15 protein-coding genes are annotated in these 23,286 nt (G+C 36.1%); 9 read left to right on the top strand and 6 right to left on the bottom strand.

Annotated elements, in window-relative coordinates:
* Window positions 1–59: 59 nt before the first annotated feature.
* Both F6U93_RS02360 and F6U93_RS02355 read left to right on the top strand, forming a co-directional pair.
* Complete coding sequence (locus F6U93_RS02360) at window positions 60–3,371, top strand: glycosyltransferase family 117 protein (protein WP_150936456.1); 3,312 nt, start codon at window positions 60–62, stop codon at window positions 3,369–3,371.
* A gap of 15 nt (window positions 3,372–3,386) precedes the next feature.
* Window positions 3,387–4,034, top strand: coding sequence for a polysaccharide deacetylase family protein (locus F6U93_RS02355; RefSeq protein WP_150936454.1), 648 nt, complete (start codon window positions 3,387–3,389; stop codon window positions 4,032–4,034).
* Here the strand turns inward: F6U93_RS02355 and F6U93_RS02350 are convergent.
* Window positions 4,031–4,327, bottom strand: coding sequence for a thioredoxin family protein (locus F6U93_RS02350; protein ID WP_150936452.1), 297 nt, complete (start codon window positions 4,325–4,327; stop codon window positions 4,031–4,033). The genes F6U93_RS02355 and F6U93_RS02350 overlap by 4 nt on opposite strands.
* 141 nt (window positions 4,328–4,468) lie before the next feature.
* A complete protein-coding gene (locus F6U93_RS02345; protein ID WP_150936449.1) occupies window positions 4,469–5,704 on the bottom strand; it encodes a metallophosphoesterase in 1,236 nt (411 codons plus the stop codon).
* A gap of 373 nt (window positions 5,705–6,077) precedes the next feature.
* On the opposite strand from F6U93_RS02345, the gene polA reads away from it, so the two are divergent.
* The 3 genes from polA to F6U93_RS02330 are packed head-to-tail and all read left to right on the top strand — an operon-like array spanning window position 6,078 to window position 12,914.
* Window positions 6,078–8,933 (top strand): DNA polymerase I, encoded by a 2,856-nt coding sequence (gene polA / locus F6U93_RS02340; RefSeq protein ID WP_150936448.1) that lies wholly within the window; start codon window positions 6,078–6,080, stop codon window positions 8,931–8,933.
* A 48-nt stretch (window positions 8,934–8,981) separates the two neighbouring features.
* Window positions 8,982–10,589, top strand: a complete 1,608-nt coding sequence (locus F6U93_RS02335) for an MrcB family domain-containing protein (RefSeq protein ID WP_150936446.1) — start codon at window positions 8,982–8,984, stop codon at window positions 10,587–10,589.
* 3 nt (window positions 10,590–10,592) lie between these two features.
* Window positions 10,593–12,914 carry a DUF2357 domain-containing protein gene (locus F6U93_RS02330; RefSeq protein ID WP_150936444.1) on the top strand — a complete coding sequence of 774 codons (2,322 nt, stop codon included), beginning with the start codon at window positions 10,593–10,595 and terminating at the stop codon, window positions 12,912–12,914.
* Between the two features lie 85 nt (window positions 12,915–12,999).
* Here the strand turns inward: F6U93_RS02330 and ric are convergent, their stop codons facing one another.
* The 4 genes from ric to F6U93_RS02310 all read right to left on the bottom strand — a co-directional run bounded on the left by ric (window position 13,000) and on the right by F6U93_RS02310 (window position 16,207).
* The gene (gene ric, locus F6U93_RS02325) at window positions 13,000–13,731 is read right to left on the bottom strand and encodes an iron-sulfur cluster repair di-iron protein (protein WP_150936442.1); all 732 of its coding nucleotides are present in this window, start codon (window positions 13,729–13,731) and stop codon (window positions 13,000–13,002) included.
* Between the two features lie 48 nt (window positions 13,732–13,779).
* The gene (locus F6U93_RS02320; protein ID WP_150936439.1) at window positions 13,780–14,214 is read right to left on the bottom strand and encodes an RrF2 family transcriptional regulator; all 435 of its coding nucleotides are present in this window, start codon (window positions 14,212–14,214) and stop codon (window positions 13,780–13,782) included.
* A 671-nt stretch (window positions 14,215–14,885) separates the two neighbouring features.
* Window positions 14,886–15,233, bottom strand: a complete 348-nt coding sequence (locus F6U93_RS02315; RefSeq protein WP_150936436.1) for a hypothetical protein — start codon at window positions 15,231–15,233, stop codon at window positions 14,886–14,888.
* The gene (locus F6U93_RS02310) at window positions 15,233–16,207 is read right to left on the bottom strand and encodes a polyprenyl synthetase family protein (RefSeq protein ID WP_150936434.1); all 975 of its coding nucleotides are present in this window, start codon (window positions 16,205–16,207) and stop codon (window positions 15,233–15,235) included. The genes F6U93_RS02315 and F6U93_RS02310 overlap by 1 nt, the downstream gene beginning before the upstream one ends.
* 133 nt (window positions 16,208–16,340) lie before the next feature.
* Here F6U93_RS02310 and F6U93_RS02305 point away from each other — a divergent pair, with 133 nt between their 5' ends.
* Genes F6U93_RS02305 through F6U93_RS02290 form a run of 4 tightly spaced genes read left to right on the top strand, consistent with a single transcriptional unit; the run spans window position 16,341 to window position 22,965 of the window.
* Window positions 16,341–16,937, top strand: coding sequence for a TetR/AcrR family transcriptional regulator (locus F6U93_RS02305; protein WP_150936798.1), 597 nt, complete (start codon window positions 16,341–16,343; stop codon window positions 16,935–16,937).
* A gap of 9 nt (window positions 16,938–16,946) precedes the next feature.
* Complete coding sequence (locus F6U93_RS02300; protein WP_150936432.1) at window positions 16,947–18,290, top strand: TolC family protein; 1,344 nt, start codon at window positions 16,947–16,949, stop codon at window positions 18,288–18,290.
* Between the two features lie 10 nt (window positions 18,291–18,300).
* On the top strand, window positions 18,301–19,467 hold the full coding sequence (locus tag F6U93_RS02295; RefSeq protein ID WP_150936430.1) for an efflux RND transporter periplasmic adaptor subunit: 1,167 nt from the start codon (window positions 18,301–18,303) through the stop codon (window positions 19,465–19,467).
* Window positions 19,468–19,476: 9 nt separating this feature from the next.
* Complete coding sequence (locus F6U93_RS02290; RefSeq protein WP_150936428.1) at window positions 19,477–22,965, top strand: efflux RND transporter permease subunit; 3,489 nt, start codon at window positions 19,477–19,479, stop codon at window positions 22,963–22,965.
* The last annotated feature ends 321 nt before the right edge of the window (window positions 22,966–23,286 follow it).

The following is a 23,286-nucleotide window of genomic DNA, read 5'->3' as shown; positions in this document are numbered from 1 at the left end:
AATCATTTGCCATACCATATTTATTCTTAAATTCGCAATGCAAAAAATATACGATATACATGGCACATTTTGACTATAAAAAATGGAATACCATTTTAGGTTGGTTTTCTTTTTTAATAGCACTTATAACCTACAGTTTAACAGTAGAACCAACAGTAAGTTTCTGGGATGCGGGCGAATACATATTAACATCAGCAAAACTAGAAGTCGGCCACCCACCTGGAGCCCCTTTATTTCAAATGCTTGGTGCTTTTTTCTCCATGTTTGCTTTAGAGCCTTCTCAAATAGGTTTTATGATGAATATGATGAGTGCCGTAGCCAGTGCTTTCACGATTCTATTTATGTTTTGGACCATCACTCTACTTCTAAAGAAAATGGTTTATAACGACGAAACACCCTCTAAAAATAAAGCCCTAGCTATTTTAGGTAGTGGTTTAGTAGGAAGTTTAGCCTTTACCTTTACCGATTCTTTCTGGTTTAATGCCGTTGAAACGGAAGTTTACGCCATGGCCACCTTAATCATGTCAGTTTTATTTTGGCTAGGATTACGCTGGGAACAAGATATGGACAAACCACGTGGTAACCGCTGGTTAGTTTTAATCGCCTTTATTATAGGACTCTCTTTTGGAGTGCACTTTATGGGATTACTAACCATTCCAGCCATAGGCTTAATCTATTACTTCAAGAATTATAAAACCATTACGGTTAAAAACTTTATTATAGCCAATGCCGTGGCGGTTGGCATCTTATTATTTGTATTCAAATTACTGGCACCTAATATTCTTAAAATTTTCAGTGCCTTTGAAATTTTCTTTATTAACACCGTCGGACTTCCGTTTAACTCAGGATCTATCATTGCTGGAATTTCTTTAGTTGCTCTTATTTATTATGCTTTAAGATATACTAGAAACAAAAATTACGTGCATTTAAACACAGGCATCCTTTGTGTGACTTTTGTGATTATAGGTTTTGCCACTTGGATCATGCTCCCTATTCGTGCCAATGCTAATGTGGTGGTTAACGAAAACAACCCAAACAGTGCTAGAGAATTACTAGCTTACTACAACTTAGAGCAGTACCCTGAAACACACTTATTTTATGGTCCGCAGTTTACAGACCAGTACGCGTATTTAGATGAAAATAATCCATATATAGACGATAAGCCTAACTACGAAAAGGATGAGGAAGCTGGCAAATACGTGATTGTAAACGATTATAAAAACTCAAGGCAAAACTACAACTCCAAACACGCCTCTATCCTACCACGTATGTGGAGTACTGAGCATGCCACAAACTACATGATGTTCTCTGGATATTTAAATTTCAAACTGAAACCAGAATATCAAATGGAAAATGAGTTGCGTAGTGCTGTCGCAAATTTCAGAAACGATGTAGCACAGGGCAATGTAGATTACGAAGATTATCATAGCTTTTTAAAGCAATTCAAAGATTATATCGATATTGAAAAGCCATCGCTGATGAGCAATATCCGTTATTTATTTGAATACCAACTTGGTTATATGTATTGGAGGTATTTCATGTGGAACTTCACAGGACGACAAGATGATATTCAAGGCCGCTATGACAATCATGGTAATTGGCTTTCTGGAATCAATTTCATTGATGAAATGCATTTAGGACTGCCTCAAGAAAACCTTCCTAGTGATGTTAAAAACAATAAAGCGAGAAACACCTATTATTTCCTACCTCTTATATTAGGACTATTAGGATTCTTCCTTTTATTTAATAAAGACAAAAAAATATTTTGGGTAATGTTAGTCTTCTTCCTGTTTACAGGAGTTGCCATTCAGGTGTATACCAATGTACGTCCGTTTGAACCTCGAGAACGCGATTATTCGGTAGTCGGTTCATTCTATGTATTTGCGATTTGGATTGGCTTTGGCGTTTATAGCATCTATGAATTTGCTAAAAACTACATCCCTAAACAAATGGCGGCACCTATAGTGACTGCTTTATGCCTTATTATAGCCCCTATAAATTTAGCAGCCAACAACTGGGATGACCATGACCGTTCAGGAAAATACACGGCTAATGCCATGGCCAAAATGTATTTGGATTCCTGTGCCGAAAACGCCATTTTATTCACCATTGGCGATAACGATACTTTCGCCCTTTGGTACGCCCAAGAAATTGAAGGCTACCGAACTGATGTACGTGTGGTAAATACCAGTTTATTTCAAACCGATTGGTACATTGACCAAATGAAACGTAAAGCTTATGAGAGTGACCCGATTCCATCACAGCTTACCCACGACTTATACCGTTACGGAACTAATGACTACATTATCATTCAACCTGTTATTAGAGACACTATACCTGTAAAGACATTTTTAAATTTTGTTGCCGACAAGAGCTCTAGAACAAAATACAAAGAGGTTTTAAAAAACCAAGGTGTTGATCTTTCTAAAGTGAGAAGGCAAGATGCCGAGGCCTCATATATGCCAACACCACATTTACGTATTCCTGTTAATAAAGAAAACGTATTAAAATCGGGTGTGGTAAAAGCTAAAGATGCCGATAAAATTGTATCACACATTGACATCACTGTTAGTGGAGGTGCTCTTTACAAAAATAGACTCCTCATGCTAGATGTTGTAGCTAACAACCAATGGAAACGCCCAATTTATTTCACTGGCGGAAGCTTTGGTGATGACGACTACCTTTGGATGAAGGACTACCTACAATTGGATGGTGTATGTTATAAATTAACACCAATAAAAACACCAATTGACAGGTCAAATCCTTTTGACATGGGCCGTGTCGATAGCGACTTAATGTATGACTTAGTTAAAAATTGGGATTGGGGTAATAGCGGAAGCCCAGATATTTACCACGATGTTGAAACTAGAAAAAACTCCATTACCTATCGCGGTAATTTAGCCCGCTTAGGTGAACAACTCATTAATGAAGGTAAACTAGATAAAGCTGAAGAAATTGCCGATATCGCCATGGAAAACATGCCGGTAGCTTACTTTGGCTATTACACGCTATTAGAACCTTATATTAGCTTGTACTACGAAGTAGAAAATAAAGAAAAAGCGCGTCAGCTATTCAAAGATGTAGCTGTAAAATATCAAGAAAACCTTAGTTATTACAGTGGTTTATCGATAGATAATCAAGAACGTTTATTTGAAGATATTTATACTGATATTCAGCGTTATAAAGGACTTATTGATGTGTTAATCGAATACGATGTTGAATTTGCTGAATCTGAAGGCGAAGTGTTCAACAACCACTTGAAAAAATTCAAGCACTTTTATGGTGAAGAAGAACCAGAAGATATCGATAACACACCGCTTCCTGTAGAAACACAAGAAGGTGCTTTACAAGTGATTGATAGCATCAAATAATTATAAATTAAAGGTATGTCTATAGTACCTGTTAAAACACCGCTAATTGTCAAGAAGATGTTCCCAAATTATATTTGGGACATCGCAACTAGTGATAAAACCATCTACCTTACTTTTGATGACGGCCCAACGCCAGAAATCACCAATTGGACTTTAGACTTATTAAAAAAACACCAGGCCCAAGCCACTTTTTTCTGTATTGGAAATAACATCCAAAAGTATCCTGAGATTTTTCAAGATATCTTAGAAGCGGGTCATACAATTGGCAATCACACCTTCAATCACGTAAAAGGCTGGCAGACAAAAACGGAAGACTACATCACGGAAGTTTTAAAAACGCAAGCCATCATAGATTCTGAAACTCAAAACAACACAATGACCAAGTTATTTCGTCCGCCGCACGGCAGAATAAAAAACAGTCAAGCCAAAAGATTGTTAGCTGATCAATACAAAATTATCATGTGGGATGTTTTATCCTTTGATTGGGATAAATCAATAAGTGAAGAAACCTGTTTAAATAAGGTGCTTAGCAAAGCAAGCAACGGAAGTATTATTGTGTTTCACGATAGCCTAAAAGCAGCTAAAAACATGCAGTATGCGCTCCCAAAAGTTTTGGAATATTATAGCCAAAAAGGCTACACATTCAAAGCCTTAAACCTTTAAATATAATCTTGGATAATACCAATAAGGGTATTAGCATCTTGCTCACCACTGTAGCGCCATTTCATTTCACCATCTTTATAAATGATTAATGTAGGCAGAGCTTTTACACGCAAGGCATCGGCAAGTTCTTTGTTTTTTTCAATATCAATTTTAATCACTTTAGCTTTATCGCCTAAAGCTGCAGCCACATCTCTTAAAGTGAGATGCATGGCCTCCGATTGTTTATTCCACTCTGTGTAAAAGTCTAAAAGCACAGGAATGTTCACATCTATAAGTTCACCAAATTTTGACATACTTTCTAGTTTATTAATCAGATACATTAACTAAAAACACCGCCATTTAGTCTTCATAAGACCAACCGCTTTGCTCAAATGGTGTTAATGAATTATTATAAAAATAAGCAATTTCTATTCAAAAGCAACATTTATAGGCAATTATGCCGGTGCGATGCCCTTTTTTAGTTCAATAACCGTTATTTCAGGCCAAATACCCACACGACCCGGAAAAGCCAGGTATCCAAATCCGCGATTTACGTTAATAAACTGTCCCTTATTTTCGTAGATACCAGCCCAATGCTTGTAACGCCACTTGGAAGGGCTCCAACGAAACCAACCCGGAATTTCAATACCAAACTGCATCCCATGAGTGTGTCCGCTTAGCGTTAAATGATAATGATAATCATCTTGAACCACTTGTTTTTCCCAGTGGGTTGGGTCATGACTCATAAGTATTTTAAAGTCGTTAGCCTGAACATTTCGAGCGGCCTTTTTTAAATCACCAGCTTGTTTAAAACCACCAACGCCCCAGTTTTCAACACCTACTAAAGCAATGCGTTCGCCATTCTTCTCTAAAAACTTAGTGTCATTCAACAGCATATTGAAGCCAATTTCTTTTTGAATGGTTTTTAAATTCTCTAAATTCTGTTTTTTGGCAGCCCCAGAAGGCCAATTCACATAATCGCCATAATCATGGTTACCAAGTATGGAGTACAAACCGTCTTTCGCTTTAAGTTTTCCAAAAACCGATTTGTATGGCAGTAATTCTTCAGCCTTATTATTCACCATATCACCAGTAAAAAGAATCACATCACTGGCCTGCTCGTTAATTAAATCGACTGCATATTCTACCTTATCGATATCATCAAAACTCCCCGAGTGAATATCACTAATTTGTGTGAGTTTATAACCATCAAAAGCTTCTGGTAAATCTTCATAATACATGGTATATTTTAATACCTTATAATTGTAACGTCCTTTAATAATACCATAAACAATAGATGCAAATGGAATTGCTGCGATTCCAAGTGCCAACTTACTTATAAACTGACGTCGTGAGGCGAAATAATCACCTTTAGCAGCTTCACCAACGGTAAAATAACGGTAAATGGCCTGCGGTACTCTAAAAACATCTTCCAAAAACATCATGCCTACTAAAAAGATAAAAGGGACCATGACGGCAATTAGCGCGCCTACGGCATAACCATGTGTATGAGAAAAGCCATCGCTTCGGCTAAAACCATAAAACTGATACACAAAATTACCCAAAACGCTAAGGGTAATAAGCCAATATAATATGTGAAGTATGTTATTTTTTGTGACCGTTCTAAAGGCTTGAAAAGCATAAAAATCGGCTACAAGAAAAATCACTATAAACAGAATCCAACGAAACATCTACTTTTTTTTTGATAAAGATAGTCGGAATATAAGGAATAGCTTACGGCAAGATTTCTATTTAACGAATCGTTAAGAATTGTAGTCTTTTAATTAAAAATGAAAAGTGAATAATGAAAAATTCAAATCCACGTGTGAATCATTAATCAATAATCAATTGTTAGTCACAGCCTAAGTAATTCAATGACACGATTCAACAATAAAGTAGAGATTCTTCAGTCGTGCCTCCTTCAGAATGACATCGCCATATGTTTAGCTTTTCAACCATTGTAGATGCACAAAAAATTATTTGTCCGCAATAAAGCTCCATAATATAAACCATCATTTTAAGCCTAAGTTTTCGTAGTTTTGGTTTTCTATCAAAACAAATAAAATGTCAGATCAAAAACGTCTTTTTTTAGTCGATGCTTACGCATTAATTTTCCGTGGTTATTACGCTTTTATAAAAAACCCTAGAATCAATTCGAAAGGGGAAGACACCTCAGCCATTATGGGTTTTATGAACTCGTTGTTGGATGTAATAAAAAGAGAACGCCCAAACTACCTGGCCGTTTGTTTTGATAAAGGTGGAAGCCAAGACCGCGTAGAGATGTTTGAGGCCTACAAGGCGAATCGTGACGAAACCCCCGAAGGCATTAAAACCGCCGTACCCTATATCTACGAAATTTTGAAAGCCATGCATATTCCTATCATGGTAAAAGAAGGTTTTGAGGCCGATGATGTGATAGGCACCTTATCAAAACAAGCCGAAAAAGAAGGCTATCAAACGTTTATGGTAACCCCCGATAAAGATTTTGCCCAACTGGTTTCTGAAAATATTTTCATGTACCGCCCTGTTTTTGGTGGTGGTTACGAAACTTGGGGCATTCCTGAAGTGCTGAAAAAATTTGAAGTGACCGATCCTTTACAAGTTATTGATTATTTAGGGATGATGGGTGATGCCAGTGATAACATTCCGGGACTGCCTGGTGTTGGTGATAAAACCGCTAAAAAGTTCATCGCACAGTTTGGTAGCATGGAAGGCTTGTTAGCCAATACCGATCAGCTTAAAGGTAAAATGAAGGAGAAAGTAGAAGCCAATGGCGAATTGGGTATACTCTCTAAAAAATTAGCCACCATCATGCTGGATGTTCCGGTAGAATTTAATGCTGAAGACTTTGAAATGTCGGAACCAGATATTCCTAAGGTGACTGAGATTTTTCAAGAATTGGAATTCCGTCGTTTGATAGACAATTTCGTGAAAACGTTTTCGACTACGGTATCTACAGCGGCAACTTCTGAAAGTACAAAAGCTTCCGAAGCTACGCCAACAAAAGAAACACCTAAAGAGACCAAAGCAGCTGGTGCAGGCCAGTTCTCATTATTTGGAGCCGATCCTTCTTCCGCGGAAGCGCAAACAACAAACACTTTTGAGCGCAAAAACATAGAAAATACACCACATTTTTACCAAAGTGTCGCCTCTGGCATGGCGACCAAGTTGTTTATAAAAAACCTCATGCAACAAAAAAGTGTGTGTTTTGACACCGAAACCACAGGATTAAACCCGTTGACTGCCGAGTTGGTAGGCATCGCTTTTTCCTGGGAAGTTGGCAAAGGTTTTTACTTGCCGTTTCCGGAAGATCAAGCAGAAGCTCAAGAATTAATCGAACAACTGCGTCCGTTTTTTGAAGACGAAAACATTGAAAAAGTGGGGCAGAATTTAAAATACGACATTAAAGTTTTAGCTAAATATAACATGGCTGTAAAAGGCAAATTATTTGACACCATGTTAGCGCATTACTTAATAAATGCCGACATGCGTCATAACATGGATGTATTGGCCGAAACTTATTTGAATTACACGCCGCTGCCTATTGAAACTTTAATTGGCAAAAAAGGTAAGAATCAATTAACGATGCGCGATGTGGCTTTAGAGCAACAAACCGAATATGCGGTTGAAGATGCCGATATCACCCTACAACTTAAAGAGCATTTTGAAAATGAACTGGGAGAAGCTAATACCCAAACCTTATTTGATGACATTGAAATTCCGCTATTACGCGTTTTAGCGGCTATGGAATTGGAAGGTATTAATTTAGATATTAACTTTTTAAATTCCTTATCAGAACAGCTTAACAACGATATCACTAGCCTAGAAAAGCGTATTTACGAAACCGCTGGCGAGGAATTCAACATTGCCTCACCAAAACAACTAGGTATTGTATTGTTTGAAAACATGAAACTGGTAGACAAACCTAAAAAGACCAAAACCGGACAATATAAAACGGGTGAGGACATTTTAAGCATTTTGGCAAACGACCACAGCATTGTACAAGATATTTTAGATTTTAGAGGTTTATCAAAACTGAAAAGCACCTATATTGATGCTTTACCAAATCAGGTGAATCCAGACACCGGACGTGTGCACACTGATTATATGCAAACCGTAGCTGCAACGGGGCGTTTAAGCAGTAACAATCCGAATTTACAGAACATCCCAATTCGTACCGAGCGCGGCAGACAGGTGCGCAAGGCTTTTGTGCCTCGCAACGACGATTACACCCTACTCGCTGCCGATTACAGCCAGATTGAATTGCGCATTATTGCGGCCTTAAGTAAGGAGGAAACCATGATTGAAGCTTTTAAAAATGGTGAAGATATTCACGCCTCAACAGCATCGAAAGTGTTTAATGTACCTTTAGAAGAAGTGACTCGCGAGCAGCGTAGTAATGCGAAAACGGTGAATTTCGGAATTGTTTACGGGGTTTCAGCCTTCGGACTAAGCAATCAAACCGAACTCTCTCGTGGTGAAGCCAAAGAGCTTATCGACACCTATTATGAAACCTACCCGAAACTTAAAAAATACATGAGCGAACAGGTGGATTTTGCGCGCGACAACGGATATGTGCAAACCCTATTGGGGCGACGTCGATATTTAAAAGACATCAATTCTAGAAATGCCATTGTTCGCGGTGCCGCAGAACGTAATGCCGTTAACGCCCCGATTCAAGGAAGCGCTGCCGATATTATTAAAATGGCCATGATTAACATCTACAACAAACTGGAAACTGGCAATTTTAAAACCAAAATGCTCCTTCAAGTACATGATGAATTGGTTTTTGACGTTTACAAACCAGAACTTGATACCATTAAAGATTTGGTTAAAACCGAAATGGAAAATGCTTACAAACTTGAAGTACCGCTGGATGTTGATTTAGGGACTGGTAATAATTGGTTGGAGGCGCATTAATTGAACTATTAAAAAGATCACCAGAAAAAAGAACTAATAACAATTTATATGTCTAACGCTTTTGAAATTATAAACGAGTTTCTTAATCAATCGAAAACCGCTAATTTAAAAACAAAACATTATTTAAACTCTTATAAAAACACGAAAGTTAAAGTCAGCTTTGGTCAAGGTTATCCTGCAAAAATACCATGGATTTCATTTTTAAAAGAGCCATTTACAACTAGTGACGGAATTTACCCTGTTTACTTATATTACAAAAAAATCGACAAGCTAATACTTGCTTATGGCATAAGTGAAACAAATAAACCTATTGTTCAGTGGGACTTAAATGAGGCAAAAAGCATTTCAACCTATTTTAAAGAAAACGGTTTCGGTAAACCTCACAGATATGGAGATTCTTTTATATATAAAGCTTATGATGTAAATGATATGCCAAATGAAGAAATCCTAAATAAAGACTTAGACTCTATAATTAATAAATATTCACAATTAGGCACAACTACATCAGAAGCGCTCCTTATTAAAACTCCTCTAAAACTCAATATAAAACTATTTCATAAAAGCTGTAAATCTTCAGGCTTAAACTATAAACCAGAACTAATAACTAGATTCATTGCTTCATTAGCAACAAAACCATTCGTACTATTAAGTGGATTATCTGGTTCAGGGAAAACAAAACTAGCCCAAGCATTTGCTCAATGGATTTCGGAAGATAACACTCAATATTGCATTGTTCCTGTTGGAGCAGATTGGACTAACAGAGAACCACTTCTAGGTTATGTAAATGCACTGAATAACGAAGAGTATATATTCCCCGAAAATGGTGCTTTACAATTACTTATTGAAGCTAATAAAGAAGAAAACATAAACAAACCATATTTTCTAATTTTAGATGAAATGAACTTAAGTCATGTAGAACGCTATTTTGCTGACTTTTTAAGTATTATGGAATCTAAAGACAAACTTAGGTTACACAGTACCGAAACTTATAAAAACAATGTTCCTTCACAACTAGATTGGCCAAAAAACTTATTTATTATTGGTACTGTTAATATAGATGAAACCACTTATATGTTTAGCCCTAAAGTATTAGACAGGGCTAATGTTATAGAGTTTAGGGTCGACAAAGATGATATTGAAGATTTTTTAAAGACACCTAAAGAAATAGATTTTTCAAATCTGAATTTTAGTGGTGCTTCAATGGGAAAAGACTTTATTAAAATTTCGTCTAACAAAGAATTTGAGACTATAGCCACCAATAAATTAAACGAAAAATTAATTTTGTTTTTTGAAGAACTAAAGAAAACGGGAGCTGAGTTTGGCTATCGAACGGCAACAGAAATACACAAACTTTACAACCAATTAACTGTTTTAGATAGCGTTATTACAGAAGACACAAAAATAGACATTGCCATTATGCAAAAGTTATTACCAAAATTACATGGTTCTAGACGTAAGCTATGCCCTATTTTAGAAGTGTTGGCGTCCTTTTGCGTTAAACAAAAAACAGATGTTTCAAAAAACTTTTTAAATAATAAAGAAACCTTAGTTTTTAAAGGGAATGAAGACGTTTTATATCCTTTATCATTAGAAAAAATAACAAGAATGTATAAAGGTGCCTTGGATAATGGTTTTGCGAGCTACGCAGAAGCTTAATAGATGGAAAAAAAACAATCCATAGAAATAGATTTATCTTATATAAAAGATGGTTTATACTTATGTGTCGATGCTCAAAAAAAAGGCGACATAGAAGTTGATACCACAAATTTTTATGAACACGAACCTGTTTATCAATTAAAAGAAGGTTGTTTTTATGATTTTGAATTCTCACATAAAAAAGAAAACATTGCAAAACACTATCGCCTATTTTGTAGTGACCAAAGCAATATTGTAAAAAACAGAAAAAGAAAAGAATATATTGGAGTTATAGCACCAAACATTTTTGTTGGTACATTAACATTACAAATTTTAAGTACGGAACAACCTGACAAAAGATGGGATTTACAATTAGAGGTACAATCTAAAAAAACAAGCTATAGGAAAGATTATCAGTACATGTTAAACGATATTACATCAAAATGTACAGATTTAATCATTCAAGCCAACTCACCGGTAACTCATTCTTTTGAAACCGACTTTAACGCAGATAACAAAACCTTATACCAACGCTTTGCTTTTATTAGCTCTATAATAAACTCTGAAGAGTTTGATGATGCTGTACAGCGTATAGTTACAAGTCCTACAACAAATTGGACAGAAGAAGCAGAACTTACAGATGCACGAAAAATAAAACGTTTTAAAAATTCAGAATTAAGGTCACTAATAAATTCTGATAACCGTTTAAAACTCACAGGCACGCATCCTTTATATCAAAAAGGTATTAAATCGGTAGCAACCAAAATACAATCTTACAGAAAATTTGAAAGTGTAGATACTTCTGAGAATCGCTTTATAAAACATGCATTAGAAACGTTTTTGAAATTTTGTATGAATATTGGAAATCATCCAAATGCAGGTACGAGGCTTCAAGGAGAGGCAGATATTGTTTCAGAAAAATTAGAAACACATTTGCAACATGATTTATTTAAAGAAGTATCCAGACCAACTACCTTAAAGTTAAATAGCCCTACGCTTCAAAAAAAAGAAGGTTATCGTGAAATTTTAAAAGTGTGGTTAAAATTTGATTTGGCTGCTAAGCTAATATGGAACGGTGGAGATGATGTTTATAGTGGTGGTAAAAAGGACATTGCCACTCTATACGAATATTGGTTGTTTTTTAAACTGTTAGATGTTTTAAAGAATATTTTTGAAATTGAACCTAAAGAACTAGAACGGTTAATTGTTCCATCCAATGATAAGTTAAGCTTGCAACTAAAGCAGGGAAAAGTAACAGCTTTGAGTGGTGCGTATTACAAGGCAAATAGACATCTAAATATCAGGTTTAATTATAATAGAAGCTTTATTGGTGGTACTTATGATATTTCAAAAACAGGAAGCTGGACAACAACGTTAAGACCAGATTACACCTTATCCATTTGGCCAACGAACCTAGAAGAAAAAGAAGCTGAAGCTACAGACCACATTGTGCATATTCATTTTGATGCTAAATACAAAGTAGCAAATATTAATCAAATTTTAGGAGAAGATAAATCCGAAGACACATTAAATAAAGAGAAAAAAGAAAATTTAAAAGGTATTTATAAAAACGCAGATTTATTGAAAATGCATGCTTATAAAGATGCTATTAGACGAACAAGTGGCGCGTATGTTTTATATCCCGGAGAAACCAACAAACCCATACGTGGTTTTCATGAAGTATTACCAGGATTAGGTGCATTCCCAATCAAACCCACTGAAAACGCTAACGAAACTATACACCTAGAAAATTTTATCAAAGAAGTTTTAAAACACTTTTTAAACACGGCTTCGCAGCGTGAAAATATTGCACATAAAAGTTATAAAATCTATAAAAACAATACGCCTAACGAGCTTTTAGAGCCAATTCCTGAGTACCTCGACAAAGCTGAAATGATAAAATTAATTCCTGATGACACCCATGTTTTAGTCGGTTTTTATAATAGCGAAATGCAATACGATTGGATAGCAAAAAAAGGAAAATATAATTTTAGAATGGGGCCTAGTAACGGCTCATTAGTTTTAGACAAAGATACGGTTTCTTCAAAGTTCTTATTATTACATACTCATGGAGATAAATCATCTAGTGATTTATGGCGGATTATAAGCAAAGGTCCGCAAGTTTATTCTAGATTAAACTTAGAAAAAAAAGGATATCCTAAAGCTACGAAACCCTCTGAGTATGATAAACATTATCTAGTCATTCAAATAGAAAAGATTGACCCTTCAGAATTCGGAAATAGAAAATGGGATTTTAGAAAACTCATAAATTACAAGTCCGGAAATGCTTCAGCAAAACCTTTCACAACAACTATAACTGAGCTTGTTAAGCAAAAAACTGATTAGTCATTATATATTCAGTCATTTTCAAAAAAACCCAAAAGCTCTCTCAATCTTCTGGGTTCAGGGTTGCAATTAATAGCTTAGTTGGCTAGTGGAACTGCTTCTCTAATTTTATAGCCTGAGGGAATAAAATATTATTCTCCAGGTGAATGTGCTTATGTAAATCCTGTTCAAACTCCTCTAACATGGCGTAAGTCACTCTAAAGGTGTTACAAGCATCTGCTGGCGGATTGTAGTTATTGGTTAACTCGGCAATTTTTCTAAAACGCACGCCTTCATTATCGTGCTCTTCCATCATCATGGCAATTGGGTTTTCAACGGTTCCAAAATGTGGAGCCTCAACAGCACCTTGACTTATAGTCGCACCTACCATTTTCTTTACAAACGGAAAAAGAATAAGCTCTTCTTTCTTTAAATGTGCAGCCAATTCCCCTGCTGATGCGGTGAATAAATCATTAATTTCTAACAATTCTGGATGTCTTTCACCGTGTACACGACATAATTTGGCTAAAAACTGACGTAAAACCGGAATTTTTTCCTCGACATAACGGTGGTGTTTTTTCTCTATATAATCAGCCAATAAATCTAAAGGCCATGATTTATAATCTATAGTTTCGCCATTATTAACACTAATCACGGCTTCTAATTTATCTAATAGCTCATTAGTGTCAATATTGTTTTTCTCGCACACCTCTTCTACCGAACGGTTTCCTCTACAACAAAAATCGATACCGTAATTACTAAATACAGCGGCTGTTCTAAAATCTTCTGCTACGAATTGCCCAACTTCTTTTTGAGCATTGTTATTTAATACTTCCATAATATTGCTTATTTCGGACAAATTTATCCTATTTATATTCAAATTTTTTTAGACTCTTAAAAAGGCGGCTCCAGATTTTACACCAAGCGCCAACTCTTCTAAGCTTGTCTGTTCTAACATATTTTTTAAATCATTTCTAATCACTTCAAACTTGTTGTGTACTGGACACGGCTGATTAGCATCACAAGTATGTAATCCTAAGCCACAACCTTTGTAAATATGATCGCCGTCTATGGCATTCACCACGGCAGCTAATTTAATCTGACTTAAAAGTCCGCGGTCAATTTCAAAACCACCGTAAGCCCCTTTTACCGAAGTAACCACTCCTTCTTTTACTAAAGCCTGTAATATTTTGGCTGTAAAAGCCTGCGGCGAATCAATTTCTTTTGCAATAGCTTTTGGCCCCACGCGCTTACCTTCGTAAGACTGGGTAGCGATAAAAATCGCTGCTTTGATACCATATTCACAAGCTTTTGAAAACATATTCTAATTGATTACTCGACAAAGGTAAGTATTATTTTTTAATTCGGATAAAATTATCCTTATTAAGATTTAAAAGTAACCAAAAAAACAGTTTATGTACCTTCTCGACTCCGCTCGAAGACCGTCACGAAACACCAATAAAACCGGTGTTCAAGCGGAGTCGAGAACCTTTCTAAAAAGCAAAAAATATCTCGTTATGGCGTAAAGACATCCACTAAATAGTTTAAAAACCTGTAAAAACCAGAGTAATCTGAGTCAAAAAATACGCTCTAAGTTTCGGTAGTAAATCCGTGAATCCCTGTATAATTGTATTATTCCAATTTTATTCTACTTAACTTCTCGACTCCGCTCGAAGACCGTCACGAAACACCAGTAAAACCGGTGTTCGAGCGGAGTCGAGAACCTTTCTAAAAAGCAAAAAATATCTCATTATGACGTAAAGACGTCAACTAAATAGTTTAAAAACCAGAGTAATCTGAGTCAAAAAATACGCCCTAAGTATTGGTAGTAAATCCGTGAATCCCTGTATAATTGTATTATTCCGATTCTATTCTACTTAACTTCTCGACTCCGCTCGAAGACCGTTTTCAGTAGAAAATTTCAACGTCACACTAGTCTTCCGTCATCGGTCATCGGTCAATGGTCAATGGTCAATGGTCAATAAAAAACAATCAATAATGATTCTTATACCACACCTTTTGCCATTCACGTTTCAAAATTAAAAACGCCACGTCTTCTGCAAGCTGAACGGTATCTTCGCCATCAAGCGCTTTGACTTGGCTTTCAGAAACATCAACAATATAAAGTAAGTTCAAATATTCGGCGAATTTCTCCTGTATGAGCTTATAAACGGTTTCGTGAAGCATCAGTTTTAAACTGCTCGGTAGAATATCTTCATGAAAATCTAAATCGATATTTGCAAGAAGAAAATCCTTATTCAATTGCTGTATGAGCTTTTGATACAGCTCCAAAGTATTAGCTTCAGCAATTAAATCATCAAAATTAGTAGGCAACTGCATTATACCGTTCTGTTCATTAAATTAGAACCAAATTCTTTAAGCAAGTCTTTTTTGTCTTCCGTGATATTTAAACCCTCTAAAACTTCAAAAGCCTTGTTGGTATATTCCAATATGGCACTTTTTGTCGCTTCCGCGGAACCTGAAGCTCGGAATATGCCTTTAGCACGTTCAATTTTAGACGTCGCATCGTCGGGTGTTGACGTAAATAAGGTTTCTAATGCTGTTTTTTCTGAAGCTTCCGAAAATTCTAAAGCCTTCAGATATAAATAGGTCTTTTTATTTTCAATAATATCACCTCCAACCTGTTTTCCGAAAGTTTTAGGATCACCAAAAGCATCTAAATAATCATCTTGAAGCTGAAATGCAATACCTAAATACCTTCCGAAGTCATAAATACCCTGCTGGTCCTTTTCTGAAGCACCAGCAACAATAGCACCCATGTTCATCGCTGCGCCAACCAATACCGCTGTTTTGTATTCAATCATTTTTAAATACTCGGCAATGGTCACATCGTTTCTAGTTTCAAAATCGATATCATACTGCTGACCTTCACAAACTTCTAAAGCCGTTTTACTAAACAACTTAGCTAAAGCTTGAAATACATCAGCTTCATAACTTTCAAAAAGCTGGTAAGCCATAATTAACATGGCATCTCCAGAAAGAATACCCGTATTGATATCCCATTTTTCATGAACCGTTTCTTGACCTCTACGCAGTGGCGCATCATCCATAATATCATCATGAACCAAAGAAAAGTTATGAAACACTTCAATACTTAAGGCCGCATTTAAAGCCTTTTTATAATCCGAACTAAAAATATGAGCCGTCATTAAAGTCAGTACAGGCCTCAAGCGTTTTCCGCCTAGGTTTAAAATATAATCTATAGGCTCGTAAAGTCCTTTTGGTTCTTTAACAATGGTATATTCTTCTAGGAATTGTACAAATTCCTCTTGGTATTTTTCTATGGAAAGCATCAAGCAAAAATAAACCAATTCATCACATGAAAAAACATCACATTAAATTTAGTGTTAAATAATCATTAAAACTTTGGAAACTTTTTTTGTTTTTAAAGTTTCCGTAGCTATATTTGCAGCGATTTTAATACCTATGAAAGATAAAATTATAGAAACCTCGTCTGAGTTGTTTTCAAACCTAGGGTTTAAGAGCGTAACCATGGACGATATTGCCAATGAAATGGGTATTTCAAAAAAAACAATTTATACCTATTTTGATACCAAGACCAAGCTCATAGAAGCTACGGCCATTTATAAGTTTGATTGTATATCAGAATCTATTGATTGTATTTTTAAAATGAAAGCCAACCCGGTTGAAGAACTTATTAAAATTAAAGAGTTTATTACAACCTATATGAGCAACCAAAAGGAATCGCCTGAATTTCAATTGAAAAAATACTATCCACAAATTCATGACTTGCTTAGACAAAAGCAATTTGAAGTGATGCAAGAATGCGTGAGTGATAATTTAAACCGAGGCATTACCGCGGGCTTATACCGTCAAGATATAGATGTAGATTTTATTTCTAGAATCTATTTCAGTTCGATGGGAGCCCTTAAAGACGACGATATTTTTCCTTCAGCACAATTTACCTTAAAACAATTATTAGACAATTACCTAGAATACCACTTAAGAGGTATATGCACCCCACTAGGCGTCGATTTCATCAATAAAAAACACCATAATTAATAGTAGATAATGAAAATCAAACTGATTACACTATTTAGTTTATGCCTGAGTTTTATGGCCTTTGCCCAAGAAACTCCAATAGCATTTAGCTTGCAAGAAGCCATAGACTTCGCTTTAGAACACAATAGGGCGGTAAAAAACGCAGCTAGAGACATTGAAATGGCTGAAAAAGAAAAATGGGAAGCCACAGCCACAGGTTTACCACAAATTAATGCGGCCGTAGATTACCAAAACTGGTTAAAACAACAGGTGTCCTTATTACCTGCAGAAATTACTGGCGGCACGCCTGGTGAATTTGTACCAGTAGAATTTAGTCCAAAACAAAATATTGGAGCCACAGCTACTTTAAGTCAATTGATCTTTGATGGTTCATACCTTGTAGGTTTACAAGCTTCTAAAGTTTATTTAGAGATTTCTGAAAACGCAAAAATCAAAACAGACTTAGAAGTTAGAAAAGCGGTAATTAACGCCTACGGCAATGTGCTTTTAACTGAAGAAAGTTTAAAAATCTTAAAAAGTAATCGCAAAATTTTAGAATCTAACTTACACGAAATTCAAAAAACCTTTGATAATGGTTTAGAAGAAGAAGAAAGTTTAGAACAGATAAAAATCTCATTATCAAGTTTAATTAGTGACCTCAACAACGTGAAACGTTTAAACCTGCTCTCATACCAAATGTTGAACATCACCTTGGGTATTGACTTAAACACCCCTACCAGGCTTACAGATAATCTTGAAATGCTGAGTTTACAATACACCTCTTTGGAGGCCTTAGCTGCCGATGATAGTGTAGAGAACACCATTGACTACCTCATTGCTGAAAATGAAGTAGAAAGCAAAGACCTTATGGTCAAATTAGCCATGAGTCAAGGCATGCCAACACTAAGCGCCTTTGTTAACGGTGGTTACAGTGCTTTTGGTGAAGATTTCGATTTCCTGAAAAGTGATCAAAAATGGTATGCCTCATCACTATTTGGTGTGAGCTTAAACATTCCTATTTTTAGTTCCTTAGGCCGTTCGGCAGCCACACAACAAGCCCGTATTGATTTAGAAAAAGCGAATGAAACTTTAGTGGACACCGAACAACAACTAAAACTTCAAATTGCAACAGCTAAAAGTGAATATCAGTTTGCTATTGAAGACTACTCTAATAAAAAACAAAACTTAGATTTAGCCCAACGTATAGAACGTAAAAACGAAACCAAATTCTTTGAGGGTATTGCTTCTAGTTTCGACTTACGTCAAGCGCAATCACAACTCTATGTGGCTCAACAAGAATATTTACAAGCCATGATTGATATTATCAATAAAAAAGCAGAATTAGACGCCATTTTAAACACTCAAAATTACTAAACATCACGACATGAAATATATTTACACAATCGCCGCCTTTTCTTTCCTTTTAATTTCCTGCGGAGGTAAAGAACAATCTGTTGAACAGATTTTAGCCGAAGGAAACTTAGAAAGCATTCGTACTAAACGAACTGAATTAGAAAACCAAAAAATTCAATTAAGTGATCAAATCAAGTTAATTGATGAGAAAATTGAAGAATTAGACGATACAAAAAAATTACCTTTAGTAACAACTGTTAAAGCTAAAACCGAAAATTTTGTACACTATTTAGAATTACAGGGTAGTGTTCAAACCAAGCAAAACATTGTCATCTACCCTGAATCTTCTGGTATTCTTGAAAGAGTGTACGTTAAAGAAGGTCAAAAAGTATCTAAAGGTCAGACTTTGGCCAAAATTGATGATGGCGGTTTAGAGCAACAAGTTTCTCAAATGAAAATTCAACTGGCTTTGGCTAAAACGACTTACGAGCGCCAAAAGCGCCTTTGGGATCAAAAAATAGGTAGTGAAATTCAATTCCTTCAAGCCAAATCAAACTATGAAGCTCAAGAACAATCGGTAAATCAATTAAAATCACAATTGTCTAAAACAAACATTACAGCACCATTTTCTGGGGTGATTGATGATATCATTACCGACCAAGGAAGTGTAGTCATGCCTGGACAATCTCAGTTAATTCGTATTGTTAACCTTAACAATATGTTTATTGAAACCGAAGTTCCAGAAAACTACATTACCGATATTTACAAAGGCAAAAAAGTAATTGTTGAATTTCCAATTTTAGGCACTTCTTTAAACACAGAGGTCCGTCAAGCAAGTAATTTTATTAATCCTGCGAACCGTACTTTTAAAGTTGAAATTCCGGTACCTAATGAAGACAAAAACATTAAACCAAACTTAACCGCAAAACTTAAAATAAACGATTATTCTAGTGAGAACGCTGTATTAATTCCTTTAAGCATCATTTCTGAAAATGCGAAAGGCGAACAATACATTTACGTCGTTAAAAATAAAAACAACGACTCTGAAGCTGTTGCTGAACGTGTTATCATTACCACAGGTAAAACCCAAGGTGATATTATTGAAGTATTAAGCGGTATTGATGATAGTGTTGAAATCATTAACGAAGGTGCCCGTAGTGTAAGAGACGGACAAAAGGTAAAAGTTATTAAATATTAAGCCATAATCATGACAAAAAAGAAAAAGTACATCGACAAAGAATTTGGAATGTCGTCGTGGGCTATTAATAACAAAACCACGATTTACGTGATCATGGCCGTGATTTTCTATTTGGGAATCTCTGCTTTTTACGACATGCCTCGTGAAAATTTCCCTGAGGTTAAAGAAACTAAAATCTATGTAAGCTCACTTTACCCAGGAAATACTGCCGAGGATATTGAAAAGCTCATCACCGATCCGCTTGAAGACAAGTTGAAAACCATAAGTAATGTGATTGAAATCACATCGACCTCTCAAGAAGATTATTCTATGATTATTGTAGAATTTGATGAAAATATTACGGTTGAAGCCGCCAAACAAAAGGTAAAAGATGAAATAGATTCTGAAACCGCTAGTGAAGACTGGCCGACCTTTAACGACGCCAAAGTAGAGCCCAATGCTTTCGACTTAAACCTGTCGGAAGAAATGCCTATTCTTAATATTAATATTTCAGGGGATTATCCTGTTGAAAAATTAAAAGATTTTGGCGAATACCTTCAAGATGAAATTGAAGACCTTCAAGAAATCAAACAGGTAGATATTCGTGGTGCTCAAGAAAAAGAAGTTGAAGTGGCTGTAGACATCTACCAAATGATGGCTGCCCAAGTAAGTTTTAATGATGTAATTGGCGCCATTCAAGGTGGGAATGTTACTATGTCGGCTGGTAATTTAATTTCAAGTGGACAACGTCGTACTATAAGAATCCTTGGAGAAGTTGAAGACCCTGCAGAACTTAATAATTTCGTTATTAAATCTGAAAACAGCAACCCCATCTATTTAAAAGATATTGCTAAAGTATCTTTTAAAGAAAAAGACAGAACCACTTACGCTCGTGAGTTTGGTCACCGCGTGGTGATGCTAGACGTTAAAAAACGTGCGGGTAAAAACATGGTTGATGCTGCTGAGCAAATTCGAGACATTGTAACAGACACCAAAGAAAATGTGTTTCCTCCAGATTTAGAAGTGACCATTGCCAACGATCAATCGTCGGTAACTATTGGGCAGGTAGATGACCTGGTAAACAATATCATTTTCGGTATCATATTAGTGGTTACCGTATTGATGTTCTTCTTAGGATTTAAAAATGCCCTTTTCGTAGGTTTCGCGATCCCGATGTCGATGTTTATGTCCTTAATGATCTTAAACCTATTGGGCTACACCCTAAATACGATGATTTTATTCGGACTCATCATGGGTCTAGGAATGCTTGTAGATAACGGTATTGTGGTTGTTGAAAATGTATATCGTTTAATGGACGAAGAAGGCATGACCCGAAAAGAAGCCGCTAAAGTCGGTATTGGTGAAATCGCTTACCCTATTATTATTTCTACAGCGACTACCGTAGCAGCCTTTATTCCACTTGGGCTTTGGCCAGGTGTTATGGGGCAATTTATGATGCTGCTTCCTATCACCTTATCTACGGTACTGGGATCCTCGTTAATTGTTGCTATTTTCTTCAATTCGGTATTGGTTTCAAAATTTATGACCACCGAAGACAAAGACATGCCTTTAAAGAATATCGTTATCATAACCAGTATTGTTTCAGTTATTGGTCTCCTGATTCTACTCTTTGGCGGTGCCTATAGAGGTTTAGGCGGACTTATGATTTTTACGGCTATCATGCTTTGGGTTTACAGATTGCTTTTAAGAAATATGGCAAACAGATTCCAAACCAAAACTTTAGTAGTACTAGAGAACTTATACGAACGTGAGCTTCGTCGTGCTTTAAGTAAAAAATGGCCTGCTTTTATTACCATCACAACCTTTGTGTTATTAATCATCGCATTCGTCGCTTTTGGTGCTTCTTTAGCTTCTCAACGAACGAAAGTGGAATTTTTCCCAGACAATAAACCCAATCAAATTATTGTCTATATCGAATATCCAGAAGGCACTGATATTGAAAAAACCAATGCCATTACCAAAGAAATTGAAGATCGTGTTTATGACGTTTTAGACGACGAAGAATACAAAGATGGTGATTACAACTTTCTAGTTGAAAGTGCCGTTTCTCAAGTTGGTGAAGGTGCCGGAAATCCACAAACCGATGGGGGTTCAGCTGCCGAAATGCCTCATAAAGCAAAAATCACGGCTTCTATGCGTGAATTCAAATACCGTAGAGGTGCCGATAGTGAATTGCTACGTCAGAAAGTACAAAAAGCCCTAGTGGGTATCTACCCTGGGGTTCTCATTTCAGTTGAAAAAGACCAAAACGGTCCGCCAGCTGGTTCACCAATCAACATTGAAATTGAAGGTGACGACTATGCGCAGCTTATTCATGTTGCCGAAAACATGCGTGACTTCATCAACGAGAAAAATATCGCTGGTATTGATGAATTAAAAATTGACGTTAACAAAGATAAACCAGTTATGATGGTTGAAGTTGACCGTGCCAAATCTGGTGAATTGGGCGTAAGCGCCAGCCAAGTTGGAAACCAACTACGTAACTCTATCTTTGGTAGTAAAGCTGGAGTATATAAAGAAGATGGCGACGATTTTGATATCTACGTGCGTTTTAACGAAGAGAATAGATATAATACTAGTGCTATTTTTAATCAGAAAATTACCTTTAGAGATAACACCGGTAAGATTAAAGAAATTCCGGTTTCGGCAGTAGCCAAACAAAACAATACCTCTGGATATAACGCTATTAAACACAAAGATACCCGACGTGTGGTAACCGTGTATTCAGCTTTATCTCCAGGTTATACAGATGCGGCTGCCATTGTAGGACAAATTCAAAGAGAAATGAAAACCTTTGAAGATTTACCTTCAGAAGTTAAAATTGATTACACCGGACAAATTGAAGAGCAAAATAAGCAAATGGCCTTTTTAATGGGTGCCTTTTTCACAGGTTTAGGTCTTATCTTTTTCATTCTGATTTTCCAATTTAATTCGGTTTCACGACCAGGAATCATCATGTTAGCGATTTTCTTAAGTTTTATTGGTGTATTTGGTGGATTGGTCATCACAGGTGATGCCTTCGTGATTATGATGACCATGATGGGTATTATTTCACTCGCCGGTATTGTTGTAAATAACGGGGTGGTACTGCTCGATTACGCCCAATTGCTTATCGATAGAAGAAAAAACGCCTTAGATTTAGATGATGACGCCTATTTACCTCTTAATGATTTATACGAATGTATTGTTCGTGCAGGTAAAGCACGTTTACGTCCGGTATTACTAACCGCGATTACAACCATTTTAGGTCTTATCCCACTAGCTATAGGTTTAAACATTAACTTCTTTACTTTGGTTAGTGATTTTGATGCCAACATCTATATGGGTGGTGATAACGTGGTATTCTGGGGGCCATTAGCATGGACCGTAATCTACGGATTACTCATTGCTACTTTCTTAACGCTTATCGTGGTTCCTGTATTTTTCTACTTAACCACACGTTTTAAAATGTGGCTATTTAAAGAACGTGTTGGAGCTACCGAAAAATTAGAGGCTTAAAAAAGTATTGACATAATCATTTTTAATTGTGTGACTAACTCGATTAATAGCAGGAGAGCTTCAGTTTAATTACTGAGGCTTTCTTTTTTGTATGATGTTAATTGTTACACAGAGTTCCGCAGAGCATTATACTGAGACTCATAGATATCTTTTAATACCAATTTGATAGATCACGTATGGCGTCATGCTGAACTTGTTTCAGCATCCCATCCTAAATAATACATGATAAATATAACTTTACGATGTAGCCCTGAAGCAAGTTCAGGGTGACGGTAGATACCCTTAATTCTAAATCCCTGGGCCTTTGAAACCTCTCACCTC

This window comes from Pseudotamlana haliotis (genome assembly GCF_008806375.1).
GTDB lineage: Bacteria > Bacteroidota > Bacteroidia > Flavobacteriales > Flavobacteriaceae > Pseudotamlana > Pseudotamlana haliotis.
The sequence above is the reverse complement of the archived record's forward strand: the minus strand, read 5'-3'. Positions and strand labels throughout refer to the sequence as shown.

Coding starts and splice junctions, on each gene's coding strand:
- ric (WP_150936442.1), bottom strand. CDS start 13,731: ATGGAAGTATTAAATAACAATGCTCAAAAAGAAGTTGGGCAATTCGTA.
- F6U93_RS02330 (WP_150936444.1), top strand. CDS start 10,593: ATGGAAAAAAAACAATCCATAGAAATAGATTTATCTTATATAAAAGAT.
- F6U93_RS02335 (WP_150936446.1), top strand. CDS start 8,982: ATGTCTAACGCTTTTGAAATTATAAACGAGTTTCTTAATCAATCGAAA.
- F6U93_RS02310 (WP_150936434.1), bottom strand. CDS start 16,207: ATGCTTTCCATAGAAAAATACCAAGAGGAATTTGTACAATTCCTAGAA.
- F6U93_RS02295 (WP_150936430.1), top strand. CDS start 18,301: ATGAAATATATTTACACAATCGCCGCCTTTTCTTTCCTTTTAATTTCC.
- F6U93_RS02300 (WP_150936432.1), top strand. CDS start 16,947: ATGAAAATCAAACTGATTACACTATTTAGTTTATGCCTGAGTTTTATG.
- polA (WP_150936448.1), top strand. CDS start 6,078: ATGTCAGATCAAAAACGTCTTTTTTTAGTCGATGCTTACGCATTAATT.
- F6U93_RS02355 (WP_150936454.1), top strand. CDS start 3,387: ATGTCTATAGTACCTGTTAAAACACCGCTAATTGTCAAGAAGATGTTC.
- F6U93_RS02320 (WP_150936439.1), bottom strand. CDS start 14,214: ATGTTTTCAAAAGCTTGTGAATATGGTATCAAAGCAGCGATTTTTATC.
- F6U93_RS02290 (WP_150936428.1), top strand. CDS start 19,477: ATGACAAAAAAGAAAAAGTACATCGACAAAGAATTTGGAATGTCGTCG.
- F6U93_RS02360 (WP_150936456.1), top strand. CDS start 60: ATGGCACATTTTGACTATAAAAAATGGAATACCATTTTAGGTTGGTTT.
- F6U93_RS02350 (WP_150936452.1), bottom strand. CDS start 4,327: ATGTCAAAATTTGGTGAACTTATAGATGTGAACATTCCTGTGCTTTTA.
- F6U93_RS02305 (WP_150936798.1), top strand. CDS start 16,341: ATGAAAGATAAAATTATAGAAACCTCGTCTGAGTTGTTTTCAAACCTA.
- F6U93_RS02345 (WP_150936449.1), bottom strand. CDS start 5,704: ATGTTTCGTTGGATTCTGTTTATAGTGATTTTTCTTGTAGCCGATTTT.
- F6U93_RS02315 (WP_150936436.1), bottom strand. CDS start 15,233: ATGCAGTTGCCTACTAATTTTGATGATTTAATTGCTGAAGCTAATACT.